The following is a 19343-nucleotide window of genomic DNA, read 5'->3' on the forward strand; positions in this document are numbered from 1 at the left end:
CGAACACCAGATCCGCATCCGCTACAACAGCAGCCGCCAGCCGCTGCAGATCACCGAGACGGGCTTCAGCCCATTGGATGCCCAGGGCCAGCCCGCAGGCAATGCGGACGGCGCCACGCCCATCGAACGCAGCACGCACTACCGCTACACCGAGATCAACGGCCGCAGCGTGCTGGTGGACATCGACGGGCCGCTGCCCACCTCGCTGGCAGGCTATGACGACGGAAGCCCGGCGCAGAACGACCTCACGCGGCTGCGCTGGGACCGCAGCGGCAGCCACGTCACGCGCGTGCTGCAGCCCGATGGCACCGCCGTGGCGCTGGAGCATGACAAGGCCGGGCGCATCATCCAGATGCACAGCCGGGATCCCTCGGCCAAGGAGGACGAAACGGGCTGGCGCACCGAACTGCGCCACGACGCCCAGGCCCGACTGGTGGCCATGCGCAGCCTGGCCCCCGACGCCAGCGTGCTGCAAGAGCAAAGCTGGCGCTACGACGCGCTGGGCCACCTCACGGAAACCGGCACCGGCGGCTGGCCCGGCAACGGGGACAAGACGGGCAATGCCGCCTATGCGGCCCAGACCCGCCAGCACCATGACGCCCTGGGCCGCCTGCTGTGGAGCGCCGATGTCCGAGGCAGCTTCACACAGCACCGCTACGACACGGAAAGCCGCCTGCTGCAGTCCGGTCGCTACGGTGGCCGCGCCGATGACGGCAGCCGCCTCATGGCCCAGGTGCAGACCTACCAGCCCGGCGCGCCAGAGCAGCCGCCATCCGCCGCAGACAAGGCCGGCACTGAAACTGCACCGCAGGCACGCCAGTTCTACGACGACTTCGGCCGCAGCGTCGCCACCCTCAGCCCCGACAGCGGCCTGAGCATTCGCGGCTACGACGCCACCGACCGGTTGGTCTCGGGCCGCGACGCCCTGGGCCAGCAGGCGCGCTACGAATACGACCTGCGCGGCCGCATCCTGCGCCAAACCATCACGCAACTGCCGCAAGATGGCGCGCGGCCACGCACCACCACCACCCGCTGGCGCTACCTGGGCCCCAGGCTGGTGGCGCTGGAGCATCCCGAGCAAAGCGAGGCCTACGAATACAACGACAGGGGCCTGCGCGTGCGCAAGCGCATCACCCGCCATGAAGAAAGCGGTGCAAACGGTGAAAGCGGGGAGAGCAGCCAGCACCACACCCTCCACTACGAATACGACAGCCACGGCAGACTCTCCGCCGCCAGCCTTCCCGACGGCAGCTGGCTGCACTACCTGCGCGACGGCCATGGCCAGATCACCGGCCTGCAGCGGCAGCGCGTGCGCACTCCCTGGCTGCGCTGGCTCAGCCCGGCGCAAACCATTGCCACCGGATTCGAGCGCGACCTGGTGGGACTGCGCAGCTGGCAGGCAGGCAACGGCATCGAGGCCCGCTATCAGCGCAGCCGCGAAGGTCTGCTGGCGCGCATCGTCTACCGCCAGACCGGCAAGAACAACACACGCACTGCCTCTGGCACATCCCATGACTGGATGCTGGGTGCCCGGCCCACCGACATTGCAGAGCAACTGCTAGGCCTGACCCCGGCCCATGCGGCCGAGCCCATGCAAGCCAAGGCACAGGCCACTGCAGCAACTGCCGCGCAAACGACAGCCGAACCGGCGCCCGACCAGCCGGGAGCCCTGGGCCAGCCCACCGACCCCCAAGCCCTGCTGGACATGCGCTACCTGTGGGACAGCCAAGGCAACCTGCTGCTGCGCCAGGACCACTACAGCCAAGCCCCGCAGACTTTGCACCAGGACAGCCATGCCTACGACATGCACGACCGCCTGATCGTCCAGGTCCAGCGCACTGGCCAGGAACTGCGCTCCAGCCGCTACCACTATGACGAGGCCGGCAGGCGCACCCTGGACCAGCAGAACGTGGCCTCCGGCGATCTGCAGGCGGGCACGCGGGCCATCGCCTACCTGCCAGGCAGCCACCGCTGGAGTGCCGAGCGTGCAGCGGACCAGAAAGACACAACCACCCAGCGCACCCAGTACAACGCCAACGGCCAGCCCCTGCAGGCAGGCCCGCACAGCTACCGCTGGGACGCATTGGGACGGCTGGAACAGGTCAGCGAACAGGGCGCCCCGCTGGCCCGCTACCGCTACAACCACCGGGGCGAGCGCATTGCCAAGCACACCGGCAAGGCCCAAGGAGGCAGCCGGGCGTACCTCTACGAATCTGGCCAACTCAGCGCCGAACTCGATGCCCAGGGCCGCATCACGCGCCAGTACATCCACCTGGGCCAGTGGCCCCTGGCCGTCATCGACACGCCCCAAGGCCGCAAGCCTGCGGATGGCGCCGGCACGCTGGGGCGCATCGTGCAGGACCTGGGCACCATCGCGGGCCGCTGGGTGGGCGGCGGCGAACGCCTGGCCTGGCTGCACACCAACCACCTGGGCGCCGTGGAAGCGGCCACCGACACGCAGGGCCAGTTGATCTGGCGCGCCCGCTACACGGCGTTTGGCCGGCAGCAGGTGCTGTCCAAGGCATCGGAGCCCGGCTTTGAAATGCCGCTGCGCCTGCCGGGCCAGTACCACGATGCTGAAACCGGGCTGCACTACAACCTGCACCGCTACTACGACCCGGACCGGGGTCAATACCTCACACCCGACCCGCTGGGCACGCCGGATGGGCCCAATCCCTACAGCTATGTGCGGGGCAATCCGCTGCGGTATGTGGATCCGGAGGGGTTAATTCTGTTTGCGTTTGATGGAACAGGTAATTCCAATCCACCACCCGGAAATGACACGTTATCCAATGTCTACAAGTTTTTTCTAGCGTATGACGAGACAGCGAATGGACCGCGCCTGCATATCAATGGTGTGGGCCGTGATGACTTGGATAAAGGTATCCGCACACGAATGGGAGACTATTCCAGGGGTGTCACAGCCCGCGAACGTGTGGACTACATGCTGGGACAGCTGGATAAGTACATGGAGTCTCATCAGTTTGCGGACGGAAAGAGAGTAAGTATAGATATTGTAGGTTTCAGCCGTGGTGCCGCCATGGCCAGGGACTTTGCAAACCGGGTGATCACTCGCACCAAGGAGCGTCGATGGAAGGAAAAATCCGACTGTGTGGAAATGCGTTTCCTGGGGCTGTGGGATACCGTAGCACAGTTTGGTGCCCTTGGAGCCAGCAATGACGAATGGCAACTCGCTATTCCTGCTGAAATTCAACATGTATTCCAGGCCGTGGCGCTGAATGAGCATCGCTCAATATTCCCTGGTGAAGCTATTGATCGAGGCATCCAGTTAGGCTTTATTGGAAGCCATTCCGATATTGGCGGCAGCTTTGGGACGGGCGACTTGTCCAATGTGGCGCTGAACTGGATTACAGAGAAGGCAAAGGAGAGTGGTTTAGCAATGAGAAGCTGGGAGGAGGCTGGTGACAAAAAATGGGGCACAGTAACCGAGCCCGTTCTTCACGACAAAAGCACTACACCTCCCGGCGGAATTCCAGAAGACAGCCTTTTTTGTTTAAAAAAGAACAATGAAAAGAAAGGTGATTGTATCTATCGACGTGTTGCAGAGATAGAAGGACTAACGCACGCCGAGAGCCAAAAATTCATCAAATATAGAGACAGGCCGGGATTTGATAGGGATGGTGTATCAGCTATTACTGGAGATATAGATATAAGGGAATATGCAAAATGGCTACAAGAAAATTATGGACTAACCGTCGCACTGCGATAGTTTATTTTTCCTCATCATTTTTATTACCATTAGCCAGTTGCGCAAATAGAAAGCAAGGCATTGGCTTGTCATTGTCTTTTTACAACAAAGGAATAAGCTCATTATTAGCAAAGCGTTTTGATTTTGACGGACGACGAGGACCATTTCCTGGTCCACTTGGCCCAGGAGGAGGAGGATCACATATGAGTTTTATGCCAGGAGATACACAAGGAGGAATACCAAGATCTGTAGAAATAGAGTGGTTTATTTATAGCAATGAATTTCTCGATTGGTCAAAAAACACTCCGCAAGAAATAAAGTACTCGAGCAAAAGCGATGAAATTTATGAGAAACTCTGGGCCACCAACCCCCATTACGTACAGCGTGTGGACCTGACTCCCATACTGACTCCAGAGCTTATTTCAAAAATCCGAGCAGACCGCCCAACTACCCAATTGAAGATGATTGTCATATTTCGAGATGACAAAGTGGAAGTCACCGCTGAACCTTATAAGTGGCGCTAGACAGAAGCAATTACTCAGGACATTCAATAAGGGGTATATGCAGGAAAATAAACTCCAGCCCATCCATGACGATATGGATGCAAACCCCGTAGGCCTGTGTTCTTTCATGTTGTACTTTATGCCTATGCATGAACAATCCAGAACACATTCCACAAAATGTCGTACGCCAGACAATCATTCATCAAACCATTCGGAATATTTCATGAAAATATTCCAATTATTGATCATATATTTTGCGACCAGCATCACTCAAGCGTACGCAAAGTTAAATTTATCCACTACAAATACAAAGCCAGCACATCCTCCGTATGTACAATTAATCTCACGAAATGGCACCTCGCATCTAGTCAAGTCAATATTAAAAACACACTCATCTGAAAACACCCCATCTCTATATACCCAGGAGATGAGATGTGGCTCAGAAAAATCCACCGAGATAATAAATTCACCGATCAGCCTCTATATTCTCCCGTCATTTGCACAAACCACCCAATACCGTCCATTACTAGTTCACATGGGCCGCAAAGGCGATTCGACAATTCTGCAATTGAAGAAAGACTTGTCAATGGTATCGCGCACCAGACCATTGAGCGAAATGACACTTGTCCGCAGCATCGCCGCAAGTGCCAAGGGCTATTTCATAGGAGGAATAACAGAAAAAGATATGCCATTCCTACAACATCTCAGCCATGACCTACAGAAAAGCAAGCCACTAAAAATACAAGGCAATCGCCAAGGGGAGATAACGGCGCTGTTCGAAAGCCAGGGGCGCATCATCGGAATCATCAACTATTACGTAGAAAAAATCTCTCAGCAATCTATCGGATCGGCACTGAGAGTCTATGGTGCCACAGGAAATCTGTTGATTGAAATCCCTTTGAATTCAACTGCAACCACAGGCATTGCACTCAAAGATGGAGGCCTGGCCATCAGCTACTGGATCGGCGAGCAGCTCTATGTAGAAAAACGTTCGGAGAATTTTGGATTTCTATGGAGAACCAAGCTTCATCAACGCCAGAACATCGCTTCCATTTTTGGGAAGATGGTAGAGGTGGGCAAAGACATTGCCTGGGTTGGCGTAAATGATAGGAAGCTCCTAGTGCACCGCATCAGTCAGCAAGACCAATCAGTCCATACAAGCATAGATACAGAATCAGGTGTAGTGGCATCCGGCAATGATTTCAACTACGTGCATGCTTATGGCAACGAGCTGCATATCGTCAGCGCGGACTCTCGCCTCAAAACCGACTCAGGCGCGAACCGCACCGAATTCTGTTTTATCGAAAGCCGGGATTTCTGAACTGTCCCGGCATTTCAAGGCAGTCAGAGCCCATGGCCTGACTGTGGCCTGCCCCAAGCAGACCCCCTCCAACCGGCCCTTCCCCTCACCTCAACGTAAACACCTCCAGCGACCGCTCCAGCGACTGGGCGCTGGCGCGCAGCGAGCCCGCCGCGCCGGCCGATTGCTCGACCAGGGCGGCGTTTTGCTGGGTGACGGAGTCGAGCTGGGCCACGGCGTCGTTGACCTGGGCGATGCCTACGGATTGTTCGCGCGTGGCGATGCTGATCTGGTGGACCAGGTCGCTGACGCGGCCCACGGCGTCGACCATGCCGTCGATGGTGCGGCCTGCGGCGTCCATGCGGGCGTTGCCATCGTTGATGCCGTCCACGGTGCGGTTGATGAGGCCGCTGATTTCCTTGGCGGCCGAGGCGCTGCGCTGGGCGAGGGCCCGCACTTCGCCGGCCACGACGGCAAAGCCGCGGCCCTGCTCGCCTGCGCGTGCCGCTTCGACGGCGGCATTCAGGGCCAGCAGGTTGGTCTGGAAGGCAATGCTTTCGATCACGCCGATGATCTCGCCCATGCGGCGCGAGGAGCCGCGGATGTGCTCCATGGCAGCGCCCACTTCCTGGATGGCGGCGCCGCTCTTGCCGGCGACCTGGCGGCTCTGGTCGCTTTCATGGGCCATGAGCTGGGCCGTGTCGGCGGTCTGTGCGACGGTGCCCGATATCTCTTCCATCGAGGCCGCCGTCTGCTGCAGGCTGGTGGCCTGGGATTCTGTGCGCTGCGCGAGGTCGAAGCTGCCCTGGGCGATCTCGTGGGCCGTCGTGGCAAAGCCGCGCATTTCGGTGCGCACGTCGCCGACCACGGCGCGCAGGTTGATCTGGATCTGCTGCAGCCGCTGCATCAGGGCGCCCATGGGGCCGCTGTAGTCGTGCTGCATGTTGGTGCCCAGCTGGCAGCTGGCAATGTCGGCGGCAAAGCCGCTGGCCTGCTCCAGGCCCGCCACGCAGCGCTGCTGGAAGCGCCACAGCACAAAGCTGCCACCCGCCAGCAAGGCGGCCAGGCGCGTGCCCCAGGCTGCGGCTCCCTGCCAGCCCAGCAGGTCGGGCAGCATGGCCGCCAGGCCCACGCCGCCCAGCATCAGCGCCATGCGCGCGGTCAGGCCCAGGTCGCCGCGGCGGTCCCACAGCCCGGCCAGGCCCAGGCGGCGCAATTCGCCGCCGCGCAGTCGCAGGGTTTCCTGGCCGGCATCGGCTTCGGCGCGCATGCGGGCATAGAGGGCTTCGGCGGCCTCGATCTCGTCCGGCCGGGGCTTGGTTCGCACCGACAGGTAGCCGCGCGGCCTGCCGCCTTCCATGATGGGCGTGACGTTGGCGCGCACCCAGTAGTGGTCGCCGTTCTTGCGCCGGTTCTTGACCAGGGCAGTCCACGGGTAGCCGTGGGCGATGGTGCGCCACATGTCCTTGAAGGCGGCGGCCGGCATGTCCGGGTGGCGGATGAGGTTGTGCGGCTGGTCGATCAGTTCCTCGTAGGTATAGCCGCTGACCCGCACGAAGGCAGGGTTGCAATGGGTGATCTCGCCCTTGGTGTTGGTGACGGATACCAGCAGCTCATCGCCCGGAAAGTCGTAGTTGAGCTGGCTGACGGGCAAATTCACGCGCATGGGTACCACTCCTTTGGGATGTCTCTTGTTCTTGTGAAATGGCAAGGCGAAGCGCTCTGAAGCCACCGGAATCCATCAAACGGAAACACAAATTCACATTTCCAAATCATCTCACAGCACGGCAACCTCAGTCCCATGCTCGGAACTGGTGCATGGTTTTACAGCGTGTGCGCCAGATTTGTGGTGATGATTCAGAACAGTTGAGGTGTAAAGGGATCGCTGTCCGGCGCGGGCTGAGCCGGTCCCCTGAGCAGTTGCTCGCGCGCCAGCGGGTCGTGGGCGGTGGCGTTCCAGTCGGCCGTGCGAACGAGGTTGCCCACGCGCACGCCCAGCAGGCGCAGCCGCTTGGCCAGGGGCACGCGCTTGAGGCATTGGCCTGCGGCGCGGCGCAGGGTGGCGGCATCGGCCATGGGCAGCTCCAGCGTGTGGTCGCGCGTGGCGGTCTTGAAGTCGTCGTAGCGCAGCTTGATGCCCACGGTGCGGCCCATGTAGCCCTTGCGCTGCAGGTCCTGGGCCAGGCGTTCGCACAGGTCGGTGAAGATGGCGCTCAGTTCGGCCCGGTCGCGCACGGCGTGCAGGTCGCGCTCGAAGGTGGTCTCGCGGCTCATGGAGACGGGCTCGCTGTGCGTGACCACGGGCCGGTCGTCACGGCCCCAGGAGGCACCATGCAGCCAGTTGCCGTAGGCGCGGCCAAACCATTGCACGAGCTGGGGCAGGCTTTGCGCGGCCAGCTCGCCGATGGTCCGTATGCCCAGCGCCTGCAGCTTGGCGTCGGCCTTGGGGCCTATGCCATTGATCTTGCGGCAGGCCAGCGGCCAGATGACGGTCTGCAGGTCCTCGGGCTGGACGATGGAGATGCCGTTGGGCTTGTTGAATTCGCTGGCCATCTTGGCCAGCAGCTTGTTGGGGGCCACGCCGATGGAGCAGGTCAGGCCCGTGGCGTCGGTGATGGTTTTCTGGATCAGCCGAGCCAGCACGCGCCCGCCTTCGCGCTGGCCGCCAGGCACGTCGGTGAAGTCGATGTAGACCTCGTCCACGCCGCGGTCCTCCATCAGCGGGGCGATGGAGACAATGATCTCCTTGAACATGCGCGAGAAGCGCCGCACCTCGGCAAAGTCCACGGGCAGCATGATGGCCTGGGGGCACAGGCGCGCGGCCTTCATCATGCCCATGGCCGACCCCACGCCGAACTGGCGCGCCGGGTAGGTGGCCGTGGTGATCACGCCCCGGCCGACGTAGTCCTTGAGGCGCGAGAACTCGTCCACCGGAATCTCGTGCAGCCGCCCGGCGTAGCGCGCATCCAGCGCCTCGTCATGCGCGCGGCGCCCGCCGCCGATGACCACGGGCAGCCCCTTGAGCTGCGGATAGCGCAGCAGCTCCACCGAGGCATAGAAGGCGTCCATGTCCAGGTGGGCGATGCGGCGCGCAGGCGCAGCATCGGCAGGGCTTGCGGGTGTCGTGGGTGTCGTTTCAGGCACGCCGCCATTATTGCGGCAACTGTGCATTCATACAGCCTGCAGGGCTTGTTCCCACAGGCCCTGGACCATTCATCCCTGCAGGCAGATGAGGACCAGTCCCAGCACCATCAGAGCCATGCCGATCTTCTCCTGGCGGCTCAGGCTTTCGCTGAGCACGCGGCGCGAGACGATGTAGCTGAACACCACCTCGACCATGCCCAGCGTGCGCACGGGCGCGGCGCCTTGCAGGGCGTAGGCGGTGAACCAGGCCAGCGAGGCGGCCGCGCCCATGCCGCCGGCCAGCAGCGACACGCGCCAGGCGCGGAAGATGGGGCGCAGGCCCTGCGCGTGGGTGCGCGCAATCCAGGCGCCCAGGCCCAGGGTCTGCATGAGCTGGGCAATCAGCACGCCCCAGGCGCCCGACAGCCAGGGAGATATCTCGCCCAGGCGCGCCAGTTCCACGGCGCCGCCCCGGTAGCCCACGGTGGCGATGGCAAAGCAGGCACCGCAGGCCAGGCCGTAGAGCGCCGAGCGGCTGGCCCAGGCCGACAGCGACAGCATCTGGCCGCGCGGCGGCAGCGACAGGATGAGCACGCCCAAGGTGGCCAGCGCCATGGCCAGCAGGGCCACGGCCGTGGGCAGCTCGTGCAGGAAGAGGCCTGCGAACAGGGCGACCTGCAGCACCTCGGTCTTGGACAGGGTGACGGCCACGGCGAAGTTGCGCTCCTTCATGGCCAGCAGCAAGGCCGCCGTGGCCGCTACCTGGAAGAAGGCGCCCAGCGCGATCCAGCCCAGGTAGGCCCAGGAGAACCGGGGCAGCGCCCAGGCCCCGTCCCCTCCCAGGTACAGCGCCAGCAGGTAGATGCCGGCAAACGGCAGGCCGTAGAGAAAGCGCACCAGGGTGGCCGGCAGGGTGCCGAGTTCGGAGGTCAGCGAGCGCTGGGCCGTATTGCGCACAGTCTGGGCGGCTGCGGCGAACAGCACCACGGGCACCCACAGCCAGGTCAGGTCTTGAAGGGAGAAAAGCATGTCGGCAAAAAAGGGAAGGCACCGCCGGCATGGCGCGGGCGACTGAGTGCCGGCCAGCATAGCCGCCGGTCGGGCACCAGGCGCACGCACTTGGAGAAGGCTGCCGCGCCCGGCAGCGAAACAGAGGCCGGCCAGCCAACGCTGCACGCGCGCCCTGCTCTGGCCAGGTCAAGCAGGCTGCGTTGTGCAGCAGCACGGCCGTCGCCAATGGCGAGCGGGCCTGCGCGGCGCGCTACAGGTCGCGCCGGATCAGCGCGCCCTTGAACAGCACCGGTCCCGTGGGCCCGGTCTGGCTGGGCACGCCGCCCTTGGGCTCCAGGCTGATGGCCAGGGCAGGCACGCCCTGGACTTCGGCGGCCGCTGCCGTCAGCTTCACGAGCTTGTCGCGTCCCAGCACGCCCAGCGATTGCGGGCCGCCCTGGGGCGGCAGGGCCCACAGCTGCAGCGATTTGTCTGCGGCCTCGTGGAAGTCGCCCACGCGCTGCAGCACCAGGCTGTTCTTGCCGGGGTCGAAGGTCACGAGCATGGAGGCATCGGCCTTGTCGTCGGCCAGCACGGCCACGTACTGGATCTGGGGCGTTGCCTGCAGCGCGACCTGGGCGGCCTGCAGCTGGTTGCGCAGCACGGCCAGCTGGCGCTCACCGCTTTGGCGCAGGTCCTGGTGCGACCACAGCCCCACGGCCACGGCCGCCACGGTGGCGCAGGCGCCCAGCAGGGCCGCGCCGCGCCACCAGGCCAGGGCACGGCCCACGCCGGATTTCGCGCGTTCGTCCAGGCCTTGCCCATCAACGGCGCGCCGCCGGTGCGGCTGGGCGGCGCGGGCTTTTTCGGCCTGCAGCAGGTTGTCGATGCGGACCCAGACCGCATCGTCGGGGCGCACGGGAGCCTGCATTTCGGACAGGGCCGACCAGCGGCCCTGCCACAGCAGGGCGGCGGCGCGCACCGGGGCCTGGTCACGGGCCAGTTGCTCGAAGCGGCGGCGTGCCGCACCGCGCAGCGTGCCCAGGGCGTATGCGGCGGCCAGCCGGTCCAGCAGTTCGGGGTGTCGGGAAATATTCATGGCAAATCCTTGGGCCGCTCAGAGCATGTCATCTGCATCACGCATGGCGCGAGAGGCAGCGGCGCAACTGCTCCAGGCCGCGCCGGATCCAGGTTTTGACCGTGCCCAGCGGCAACTGCAGCTGGCCGGCCAGTTCGCCGTGGCTGAGGTCACGCAGGTAGGCCAGGCTGACCACCTCGCGCTGGCGGCCTTCCAGCCGCTCCAGGCACTGGTACAGCGCCACCGCCTGCTCGCTGGCCTCGGCCAGTTGCAGCGGGCCCTGGCTTTCATCGCTACCGCCGCCATGGGCTGCCAGTTGCGCCTCATCGAACTCCTCGTTCAGGTGCAGGCGTTCGGCGCGGCGCCGGCGCAGGAAGTCCAGCGCCCTGCTGCGCACCACCAGGCCCATCCAGGCCAGCGGCGGGCTCAGCGAGCCCCGGTAGCCCGAGGCGCTGCGCCAGATGTGCAGGTAGCTGTCCTGCAGCACGTCTTCGGCCCAGTCCTTGTGCCGCAGGATGCGCAGCGCAAGCCCGTACAGCCGGGACGAGGTGGCCTCGTACAGGCTGCGGAGCGCGGGCTCGTCCTGCGCTGCGATGCGGTCCAGAAGGTCCATCAGCTCTTGGTCGGTTGGTGTAGTGCCCATGCACGCATTGTGGGCGAGCGGGCGGCCCCGTGGCCCGCACTGTTGCGTCGCCGCCCCGGGGGGCTTGTCGTGTCCTTCAATCGGCTGCAGGGGTCATATCGGTGGCCTGCAGGGGGTCTGGTACCGGTCTGCCGGCCTGCGCCGGCTCTCACTGGGCAATACGCAGCACATTGCGAACCGGATGCGGATAAATTTTTTTTGCACCCAGGTGAATCCAACCTCACCCATGCTGCGTATTCCGTGTGTCGCGCCCCGGACAGCGGTCCAAGGCGACATCCCTCAACCCCTCGACCTGGAGAACCTCATGAGCTACATCCTCCCCCTCGGCCTGGCCACCATGGCTGCACTGACGCTTGGCGCCTGCTCCTCCATGGACATGAGCAAGAGCTATTCCCAGTCCGGCCTGCCGGCCGCCGTGCAGGTGCCCGCAGGCCACAAGGTCGCCATGGAAACCGTCGGCATCGGTCAGATCACCTACGAGTGCCGCGCCAAGAAGGACCAGGCGATGGAGCAGGAGTGGGCCTTCGTCGGCCCCGATGCCCGCCTGACGGACCGCCAGGGCCGCGTCATCGGCCGCTACTTCGGCCCGCCCGCCACCTGGGCGCACCAGGACGGCTCCAAGGTCACGGCCACCCAGGTCGCGGTGGCGCCGTCCAGCGCAGGCAACATCCCCCTGCAACTGGTCAAGGCCGAACCTGCCACCGGCATGGGCGCCATGCAGGGCGTGACCTATATCCAGCGCGTGGCCACGCGCGGCGGCGTGGCGCCGGCCATGGCCTGCAACAGCTCCACGCTGGGCCAAAAGCAGGTGGTGCAGTACCAGGCCGACTACATCATCTGGAAGGCTTCCTGATCCGCCGCCACCGGTGCCGCTACGGCTGCCCGCCCCCTGCCCCGAAGGCCGAGGGCGGCATGCCGAACTGGCGCCTGAAGGCCAGCGAATAGGCGCTGTGGCTTTCATAGCCGGCCTCCAGCGCCACCTGCACGATGGGCCGGCCGGCCAGCAGGGCCTGCATGGACGACAGCAGCCGCGCGCGCTGCCGCCAGCGGCCGAAACTCAGGCCGGTGGCCTGCAGGAAATGGCGGTGGAAAGTCTTCTCGCCCATGGCCAGCCGTGCGGCCCAGTCGGCGGCCGTGGCGGCCAGGTTTTCAGCCCGTTCACCGCCCTGGCCCACGGCCTGGCCGCCTTCGGCCAGCGCGCGGCAGACAGCCGCCATGCGCGCATCCTGCGGCCAGGGCAGGTGAAATGGCACGACAGGCGGCTGGCGCAATTCCTGCAGCAGCAGTTCGACGACCAGCCGGTTCCTCGTTTCATCCTGTCCACGCTGCGGCGCCGCCGGCCAGCGCGCGACCTCGCTGATCAGCTCGCGCAATAGCGGCGAGACCTCGATCACGCAGTCCGCCACCGGCAGCCCCTGCGCCGCCTGGGCATCCACGAACAGGCTGCGCACCTGCACGGCACCACGCATGCGCAGGCTGTGCGGCACGCCCGAGCACAGCCAGACGCCGCGCGTGGGCGGCACCACCCAGCGCCCGCTGCGCGCGCGCACCTCCAGCACGCCCTGAACGGCATAGAGCAGTTGGCAGCATTCGTGGGAGTGCTCCTGCACTTCCATCCCGGCCGGATAGTCACCGGCCACGCCCGTGACGGGCAAGGGCGCGGCAGCCTGCAGCTCAGGCAGGCCGGCATGGCCACAGGGCACGGCGGGCAGGTCGGCGGCAGTGCGCATGTTTGTCCAGATCCATGGAGAAAATGAGAAATTCTATAAAGACAGACAAACGCCCTGCCCGCAAACTGGCACCCGTTCCCTGTGATTCACCGCCATCGCACCATGCACCGCCTGCCCTCGCCCTCCCTACCATCCCTGGCCCATGGCCGGGGTCCGGGCGCCTGCGCAGGCGCCGCATTTCGCACCGACTCTCCCTGATCCCGGCCTGGCGCAGCTTCCCCACACCGGGAAGCCAGGAGAGCGGGGCTGCCGGCCGATCCGGTGGCTGCATACCCAGCGTTTCCTGCGAGGCCCGCATGCTGAAGAATCCCGCGTCCAGATACCTTCCCTTCCCCGCCGTCGACCTGCCCGACCGCCAATGGCCTTCGCGCCAGCTGAGCCAGGCGCCCGTGTGGCTGTCCACCGACCTGCGCGACGGCAACCAAGCCCTGTTCGAGCCCATGAACCGCGAGCGCAAGCTGCGCCTGTTCCACGAGCTGGTGCGCATAGGCTTCAAGGAGATCGAGGTGGGCTTTCCCTCTGCCTCGCAGACCGACTACGCCATCGTGCGCCACCTGATCGACGAAGGGCTGATCCCCGCCGACGTGACGCCCATGGTCATCACCCAGCTGCGCGAGGACCTGATCCGCGCCACGGTGGACAGCGTGGCCGGCGCGCGGCGCGCCATCGTGCACTTCTACAACGCCGTGGCACCGGCCTGGCGCGAGATCGTCTTCGGCATGCAGGTGCCCGAGATCATCGCCATGGTGGAGCACCACATCGCCCTGCTGCGCGAACTGACCGATGCCCACCCCGAGACCGAATGGGTTCTGCAGTACTCGCCCGAGACCTTCTGCATGGCCGAGCTCGACGTGTCGCTGGCCGTGTGCAACGCGGCCATCCGCGCCTGGGATGCAGGCCCCGCGCGGCCCATGATCATCAACCTGCCGACCACGGTGGAGGTGAGCACGGCCAATGTCTTCGCCGACCAGATCGAGTGGATGCACCGCCGCCTGGAGCGGCGCGAGCACATCGTGCTGTCCGTGCACCCGCACAACGACCGGGGCACGGGCGTGGCCTGCGCCGAGCAGGCGCTGCTGGCCGGCGCCCAGCGCGTGGAAGGCTGCCTGTTCGGCAATGGCGAGCGCAGCGGCAACCTCGATGTGGTGACGCTGGCGCTCAACCTGTACACGCAGGGCATCGCGCCGGGACTGGACTTCTCGGACATCGCCGCCGTGGCGCGCATTGCGGAGGAATGCACGGCCCTGCCCATCCACCCGCGCCACCCCTATGTGGGCGACCTGGTGTTCACGGCGTTCTCGGGCTCGCACCAGGACGCCATCGCCAAGGGCTTTGCGGTGCAACGGCCCGATGCGCCCTGGCGCGTCCCCTACCTGCCCATCGACCCGCAGGACCTGGGCCGCACCTACGACAGCATCGTGCGCGTCAACAGCCAGTCAGGCAAGGGCGGCATCGCCTTCCTGCTGCAGCGCGACCATGGCGTGACCATGCCCCGGCGCATGCAGGTGGAATTCAGCGCCGTGGTGCAGCGCCAGGCCGACGCCAGCGAGGCCGAGCTGGCCAGTGAAGACCTGTGGGAGCTGTTCGAGTCCACCTACCTCGCACCCCGGCAGCTTCCCTGGCGCTACCACAGCCACCATCTGTTCGACAGCGCCAAGGGCCAGGGCATTGCGCTGGAAGTGGTGCGGACGGACGGGCTTCGAATGCAGCTGCATGGCGAGGGCAGCGGTCCCATCGACGCCGTGGCCGCTGCCATCGGCCAGCACCTGGGCGTGGCGCTGCGCATAGACCACTACGAGGAGCGCAGCCTGGGCCAGGGCGCCGGCGCCACGGCGCTGGCCATCGTCGAGGCCGCCCTGCCCGGCGTGGCGGGCACGCGCTTCGGTGCGGGGCGCCATGCCAACATCGTGACCGCGTCCATCCTGGCGGTGCTGCATGCGGTGGGCCGGCTGGTGGCGGCGCAGCCGGAAAACCGGCGCGTACCTGCCCAAGCCTGAGGCGCAGCCTGAAAGGAAAAAAGGACCGCCGAGGCGGTCCTTTTCTCGTGCAGCTTTTGCCGGTTCAGCGCACGGCGCCCGGATAGGTTCCGGGCAGCAGGATGCTGCGGTCCACGGTATCGATCTGCGTGTGGCCGCAGAAGGCCATGGTGGTCTCCAGCTCCTTCTGGATGATCTGCAGGGCGCGCGTCACGCCATGCTCGCCGTAGGCACCCAGGCCGTAGAGGAAGCTGCGGCCGATCATGGTGCCCTGGGCGCCCAGGGCACGCGCCTTGAGCACGTCCTGCCCGCTGCGGATGCCGCCGTCCATCCAGACCTCGATGTCCTTGCCCGCCGCCTCGGCAATGCCCGGCAGCGCCTCGATGGACGAGGGTGCGCCGTCGAGCTGGCGCCCGCCGTGGTTGCTGACGACGAGCGCGTCGGCGCCGCTGTCGGCCGCCAGGCGCGCGTCCTCGGCGTCCATGATGCCCTTGAGGATGAGCTTGCCGCCCCAGAGCTTCTTGATGCGCTCCACGTCGCCCCAGTTCAGGCTGGGATCGAACTGGCTGGCGGTCCATGACGACAGCGAACTCATGTCGGCCACGCCATCCACATGTCCGACGATGTTGCCGAAGGTGCGGCGCTTGGTGCCCAGCATGCCCAGGCACCAGTGCGGTTTGGTCGCCAGGTTGGCCAGGTTGCGCAGCGTGGGCTTCGGTGGCGTGGACAGGCCGTTCTTGATGTCCTTGTGGCGCTGGCCCAGGATCTGCAGGTCCAGCGTCAGCACCAGGGCCGAGCAGTTGGCCGCGCGGGCACGCTCGATCAGGCGCTCCATGAACCGGCGGTCGCGCATCACATAGAGCTGGAACCAGAACGGATGGCGGCCCGTGTGCTCGGCAATGTCCTCGATGGAGCAGATGCTCATGGTGGACAGCGTGAACGGAATGCCGAAGGCCTTGGCCGCGCGCGCGCCCAGGATCTCGCCGTCGGCATGCTGCATGCCGGTCAGGCCCGTGGGCGCGATGGCCACGGGCATGGCGACCTGCTCGCCGATCATGGTGGTGCGCGTGCTGCGCCCCTCCATGTTCACGGCCACGCGCTGGCGCAGCTTGATCCGGTGGAAGTCGTCCTCGTTGGCGCGGTAGGTGCCCTGGGTGTAGGAACCCGAATCGGCGTAGTCATAGAACATGCGCGGCACGCGGCGCTGGGCCACGACGCGCAGGTCTTCGATGCAGGTGATTTTGGAAAGGTCGGTGGACACGTTTGCTGGCTTTCTGGAACCCGCATGCCGCGGGACTGCCGAGCATGGTAGTGCCGTGCGCGGGCTCCGGCCACCCGTTCGGGTTTGAAGTGATTTGTGCGCCGATTGAAATTTTCTCTCTCGCAGCCCAACCCAGGGCTAACGCTAGTGCGCCAAACCGCCATGGGAGTAACGATCCGCCCCGCACAACATCCTAAAAACTCTTCAGGAGAAGCTCCTATGGTTTGGCAACAGGTCTACGACCCTCTTTCCAACATGTGGCTGTCCACACTGCTTGCGGCCATTCCGGTCGTGGTCATGCTGGTGGGACTGGGCTTTTTGCACATGAAGGCCCATCTGGCGGCCGGCGCCGGGCTGGTTGCCGCGCTGGTGATCGCGGTCTTCGTCTACAACATGCCGGCCGGCATGGCCGGGCGCGCGGCGCTGTTCGGCGGCTTCACGGGGCTGCTGCCCATCGGCTGGATCGTTCTGAACATCATCTTCCTGCACCAGCTGACCGAGAAGAACGGCAGCTTCAAGATCCTGCAGGACTCCATTGCCGGCATCACCGAGGACAGGCGCATCCAGCTGCTGCTGATCGCCTTCGCCTTCGGCGCCTTCTTCGAGGGCGCGGCCGGCTTCGGCACGCCCGTGGCCGTGACGGCGGCCATCCTCATCGGCCTGGGCTTTTCGCCGCTGGCCGCCTCGGGCCTGTCGCTGATCGCCAATACCGCGCCCGTGGCCTTCGGCGCGCTGGGCACGCCGGTGATCACGCTGGCCAAGGTCCATGGCTACGACCTGATGGAGGTCACGGCCATGGTCGGCCGCCAGCTGCCGTTCTTCTCGGTGCTGGTGCCGTTCTGGCTGATCTGGGCCTTTGCCGGGCGCAAGGCCATGATGGAGATCTGGCCCATCATCCTGGTGACCGGCGTGTCCTTCGCCATTCCGCAGTACCTGGTGTCCAACTTCATCGGCCCCGAGCTGGTGGACATCATCGCGGCCATCGTCTCCATGGTCTGCACGGTCGGCTTCCTGCGCGTATGGCAGCCCAGGACCATCTGGCGCTCGACCTCGCTCAAGGGCCATGAGAACAGCGGCGGCGAAGCCCAGGCGCCCCGCGCCGTGACCCAGCACCCGCGCGCCGACGTGATCCGCGCCTGGACGCCCTGGGCCATCCTCACGGTCTTCGTCTTCATCTGGGGCCTGCCCTCGGTCAAGGCGGCGCTCAATGGCCTGTTCGCACCGGCCTTTCCCATGGAAGGCCTGCACAACATGGTCGAGAAGGTGCCGCCCGTGGTGCGCCAGCCCACCAAGGAAGGCGCCATCTACACGCTGAACCTGCTGTCGGCCACGGGCACGGGCATCCTGCTGTCGGCCATCGTGGGCGGCCTGGTCATGAAGTACAACCCCGTGCAACTGGTCAGCCAGTTCGTGCGCACCCTCTGGCTGGTGCGTTATTCGCTCATCACCATCGTGCTGATGCTGGCGCTGGGCACGCTGACGCGCTACTCGGGCACCGACACCACGCTGGGCCTGGCCTTCGCCAACACCGGCGTGTTCTACCCCTTCTTCGGCACGCTGATGGGCTGGCTGGGCGTGGCGCTCACGGGTTCGGACACGGCATCGAACGTGCTGTTCGGCGGCATGCAGAAGGTGGCGGCCGAGCAGCTCGGCCTGTCGCCCAACCTCATGGGCGCGGCCAACAGCTCGGGCGGCGTGATGGGCAAGATGATCGATGCGCAGTCCATCGTCGTCGCCTCCACGGCCACGCGCTGGTTCAACCACGAGGGCGACATCCTGCGCTACGTGTTCTTCCACTCCGTCGCCCTGGCCTGCCTGATGGGCATCTTCGTGACGCTGCAGGCCTATGTCTGGCCGTTCCGCCTGATGGTCAATTGAGCCTTGCGCATCTGCGTCAGGCCCCAGCCGCCCGCATGCGCCGGGCGGCTTTTTTGCGCCTGGGGTACGCATCGCTGCATCAACAGATGCGCAGCGGCATTTATGGTTGCACCATGCAACCATATTCAAACCCTGCACGGCCCCAAGGAGCACCCATGCCGCAGCACGATCTTTCCCTGGTGGACGACATCCGCGCCGCCTCGCGCCAGATGGTGCGCGAGCTGGGCTTCATGGAGGCCACGCTGGCGGCCACGGACTATCCGCCCTCGGCCGTGCACGCCATCCTGGAGATCGGCGCGCAGGGGTCCATGGCGGCCTCGCAGCTGGCCCAGGCGCTGGGGCTGGAGAAATCCAGCGTCAGCCGCATGGTGCGCAAGCTGGTGGAGGCCGGCGAGCTGAAGGAAGCCGCCGATGGCGAGGACGGCCGCGTCAAGCGGCTGGCCCTCACCGCCAAGGGCCGGCGCACGCTGGCCGCCATCGAGGCCTTCGGGCGCCAGCAGGTGACGGCCGCGCTGGACCGCATGCAGCCGCCGCAGCAACAGGCGGTCTCGCGCGGGCTGGCCCTCTACGCCCAGGCACTGCAGGCGCATCGGCAGGAGGAGCCCCTGCCCGCGCCCGCACCCGCGCAGATACAGGTCCTGCCCGGATACCGGCCCGGCTGCATCGGCCGCATCGTGGAAATGCATGCGCGCTTCTATGCACGCCACGCAGGTTTCGGCGTCTTCTTCGAAAGCCGCGTGGCCAGCGGCCTGGCCGAGTTCGCTAGCCGGCTGGACAAGCCCTGCAACCAGCTGTGGACGGCGCTGGACGGCGACCGCGTCGTGGGCTCCGTGGCCATCGATGGCGAGGACCTGGCCAAGCACCCCGAGGACCGCCAGGCGCACCTGCGCTGGTTCATCCTGGACGACGGCCTGCGCGGCGCCGGCACGGGGCGCCAGCTGCTGCAGCAGGCCCTGGCGTTCTGCGACCAGCAGGCCTTCGAGGCCACCCAGCTGTGGACGTTCAGCGGCCTGGATGCGGCACGCCGGCTCTACGAATCGTCAGGCTTCACCCTGGCCGAGGAATGGCCGGGCCAGCAATGGGGCGAGACCGTGACCGAGCAGCGCTTCGTGCGGGCTCGGCCCTGATGCTGCCCTGAGGCTGCCCTGGGGC

At 65.3% G+C, this 19343-nt stretch carries 14 protein-coding genes; 7 read left to right on the plus strand and 7 right to left on the minus strand.

Going from position 1 to position 19343, the window contains the following annotated elements:
* The 3 genes from ACF8LI_RS16825 to ACF8LI_RS16835 form a co-directional block, all read left to right on the plus strand.
* Nucleotides 1–3730 (plus strand): RHS repeat-associated core domain-containing protein (locus tag ACF8LI_RS16825; RefSeq protein WP_392413409.1); only part of this gene is annotated, 3730 nt, incomplete at its 5' end.
* A complete protein-coding gene (locus tag ACF8LI_RS16830) occupies nt 3688–4233 on the plus strand; it encodes a hypothetical protein (protein WP_392413411.1) in 546 nt (181 codons plus the stop codon). The genes ACF8LI_RS16825 and ACF8LI_RS16830, both read left to right, overlap by 43 nt.
* 202 nt (nt 4234–4435) lie before the next feature.
* The gene (locus ACF8LI_RS16835; RefSeq protein WP_392413413.1) at nt 4436–5533 is read left to right on the plus strand and encodes a hypothetical protein; all 1098 of its coding nucleotides are present in this window, start codon (nt 4436–4438) and stop codon (nt 5531–5533) included.
* A gap of 85 nt (nt 5534–5618) precedes the next feature.
* Here the strand turns inward: ACF8LI_RS16835 and ACF8LI_RS16840 are convergent, their stop codons facing one another.
* The 5 genes from ACF8LI_RS16840 to ACF8LI_RS16860 form a co-directional block, all read right to left on the minus strand.
* On the minus strand, nt 5619–7178 hold the full coding sequence (locus tag ACF8LI_RS16840) for a PAS domain-containing methyl-accepting chemotaxis protein (protein WP_017404185.1): 1560 nt from the start codon (nt 7176–7178) through the stop codon (nt 5619–5621).
* A gap of 191 nt (nt 7179–7369) precedes the next feature.
* On the minus strand, nt 7370–8683 hold the full coding sequence (locus tag ACF8LI_RS16845; RefSeq protein WP_016447830.1) for a DNA polymerase IV: 1314 nt from the start codon (nt 8681–8683) through the stop codon (nt 7370–7372).
* Between the two features lie 42 nt (nt 8684–8725).
* Nucleotides 8726–9664, minus strand: coding sequence for an EamA family transporter (locus tag ACF8LI_RS16850; protein WP_392413415.1), 939 nt, complete (start codon nt 9662–9664; stop codon nt 8726–8728).
* Nucleotides 9665–9896: 232 nt separating this feature from the next.
* On the minus strand, nt 9897–10724 hold the full coding sequence (locus ACF8LI_RS16855) for an anti-sigma factor domain-containing protein (RefSeq protein WP_016451141.1): 828 nt from the start codon (nt 10722–10724) through the stop codon (nt 9897–9899).
* 37 nt (nt 10725–10761) lie between these two features.
* A complete protein-coding gene (locus ACF8LI_RS16860; RefSeq protein WP_016447833.1) occupies nt 10762–11346 on the minus strand; it encodes an RNA polymerase sigma factor in 585 nt (194 codons plus the stop codon).
* A 304-nt stretch (nt 11347–11650) separates the two neighbouring features.
* Here ACF8LI_RS16860 and ACF8LI_RS16865 point away from each other — a divergent pair, with 304 nt between their 5' ends.
* Nucleotides 11651–12199, plus strand: coding sequence for a DUF3455 domain-containing protein (locus tag ACF8LI_RS16865; protein ID WP_016447834.1), 549 nt, complete (start codon nt 11651–11653; stop codon nt 12197–12199).
* A gap of 19 nt (nt 12200–12218) precedes the next feature.
* Here ACF8LI_RS16865 and ACF8LI_RS16870 read toward each other — a convergent pair whose 3' ends face one another.
* Complete coding sequence (locus tag ACF8LI_RS16870) at nt 12219–13076, minus strand: helix-turn-helix transcriptional regulator (RefSeq protein ID WP_017404188.1); 858 nt, start codon at nt 13074–13076, stop codon at nt 12219–12221.
* 296 nt (nt 13077–13372) lie between these two features.
* On the opposite strand from ACF8LI_RS16870, the gene ACF8LI_RS16875 reads away from it, so the two are divergent.
* Entirely contained in the window at nt 13373–15073 is a 1701-nt protein-coding gene (locus ACF8LI_RS16875) for a 2-isopropylmalate synthase (protein ID WP_392413417.1), read from the plus strand.
* Between the two features lie 64 nt (nt 15074–15137).
* Here the strand turns inward: ACF8LI_RS16875 and ACF8LI_RS16880 are convergent, their stop codons facing one another.
* The gene (locus ACF8LI_RS16880) at nt 15138–16313 is read right to left on the minus strand and encodes an alpha-hydroxy acid oxidase (RefSeq protein ID WP_016447837.1); all 1176 of its coding nucleotides are present in this window, start codon (nt 16311–16313) and stop codon (nt 15138–15140) included.
* 219 nt (nt 16314–16532) lie between these two features.
* Between ACF8LI_RS16880 and ACF8LI_RS16885 the strand changes: the two genes are divergently transcribed.
* Nucleotides 16533–18191, plus strand: coding sequence for an L-lactate permease (locus ACF8LI_RS16885; RefSeq protein ID WP_046985630.1), 1659 nt, complete (start codon nt 16533–16535; stop codon nt 18189–18191).
* Between the two features lie 155 nt (nt 18192–18346).
* On the plus strand, nt 18347–19318 hold the full coding sequence (locus ACF8LI_RS16890; RefSeq protein WP_392413420.1) for a GNAT family N-acetyltransferase: 972 nt from the start codon (nt 18347–18349) through the stop codon (nt 19316–19318).
* Nucleotides 19319–19343 lie beyond the last annotated feature (25 nt).

This window comes from Delftia sp. WSY_12 (genome assembly GCF_043104645.1).
Classification (GTDB): domain Bacteria; phylum Pseudomonadota; class Gammaproteobacteria; order Burkholderiales; family Burkholderiaceae_C; genus Comamonas; species Comamonas tsuruhatensis.

Excerpts from the sequence above, each read along its gene's own strand:
- ACF8LI_RS16830 (WP_392413411.1), top strand. The coding sequence starts at position 3,688 with ATGGCTACAAGAAAATTATGGACTAACCGTCGCACTGCGATAGTTTAT.
- ACF8LI_RS16835 (WP_392413413.1), top strand. The coding sequence starts at position 4,436 with ATGAAAATATTCCAATTATTGATCATATATTTTGCGACCAGCATCACT.
- ACF8LI_RS16840 (WP_017404185.1), bottom strand. The coding sequence starts at position 7,178 with ATGCGCGTGAATTTGCCCGTCAGCCAGCTCAACTACGACTTTCCGGGC.
- ACF8LI_RS16845 (WP_016447830.1), bottom strand. The coding sequence starts at position 8,683 with ATGCACAGTTGCCGCAATAATGGCGGCGTGCCTGAAACGACACCCACG.
- ACF8LI_RS16850 (WP_392413415.1), bottom strand. The coding sequence starts at position 9,664 with ATGCTTTTCTCCCTTCAAGACCTGACCTGGCTGTGGGTGCCCGTGGTG.
- ACF8LI_RS16855 (WP_016451141.1), bottom strand. The coding sequence starts at position 10,724 with ATGAATATTTCCCGACACCCCGAACTGCTGGACCGGCTGGCCGCCGCA.
- ACF8LI_RS16860 (WP_016447833.1), bottom strand. The coding sequence starts at position 11,346 with ATGGGCACTACACCAACCGACCAAGAGCTGATGGACCTTCTGGACCGC.
- ACF8LI_RS16865 (WP_016447834.1), top strand. The coding sequence starts at position 11,651 with ATGAGCTACATCCTCCCCCTCGGCCTGGCCACCATGGCTGCACTGACG.
- ACF8LI_RS16870 (WP_017404188.1), bottom strand. The coding sequence starts at position 13,076 with ATGCGCACTGCCGCCGACCTGCCCGCCGTGCCCTGTGGCCATGCCGGC.
- ACF8LI_RS16875 (WP_392413417.1), top strand. The coding sequence starts at position 13,373 with ATGCTGAAGAATCCCGCGTCCAGATACCTTCCCTTCCCCGCCGTCGAC.
- ACF8LI_RS16885 (WP_046985630.1), top strand. The coding sequence starts at position 16,533 with ATGGTTTGGCAACAGGTCTACGACCCTCTTTCCAACATGTGGCTGTCC.
- ACF8LI_RS16890 (WP_392413420.1), top strand. The coding sequence starts at position 18,347 with ATGCCGCAGCACGATCTTTCCCTGGTGGACGACATCCGCGCCGCCTCG.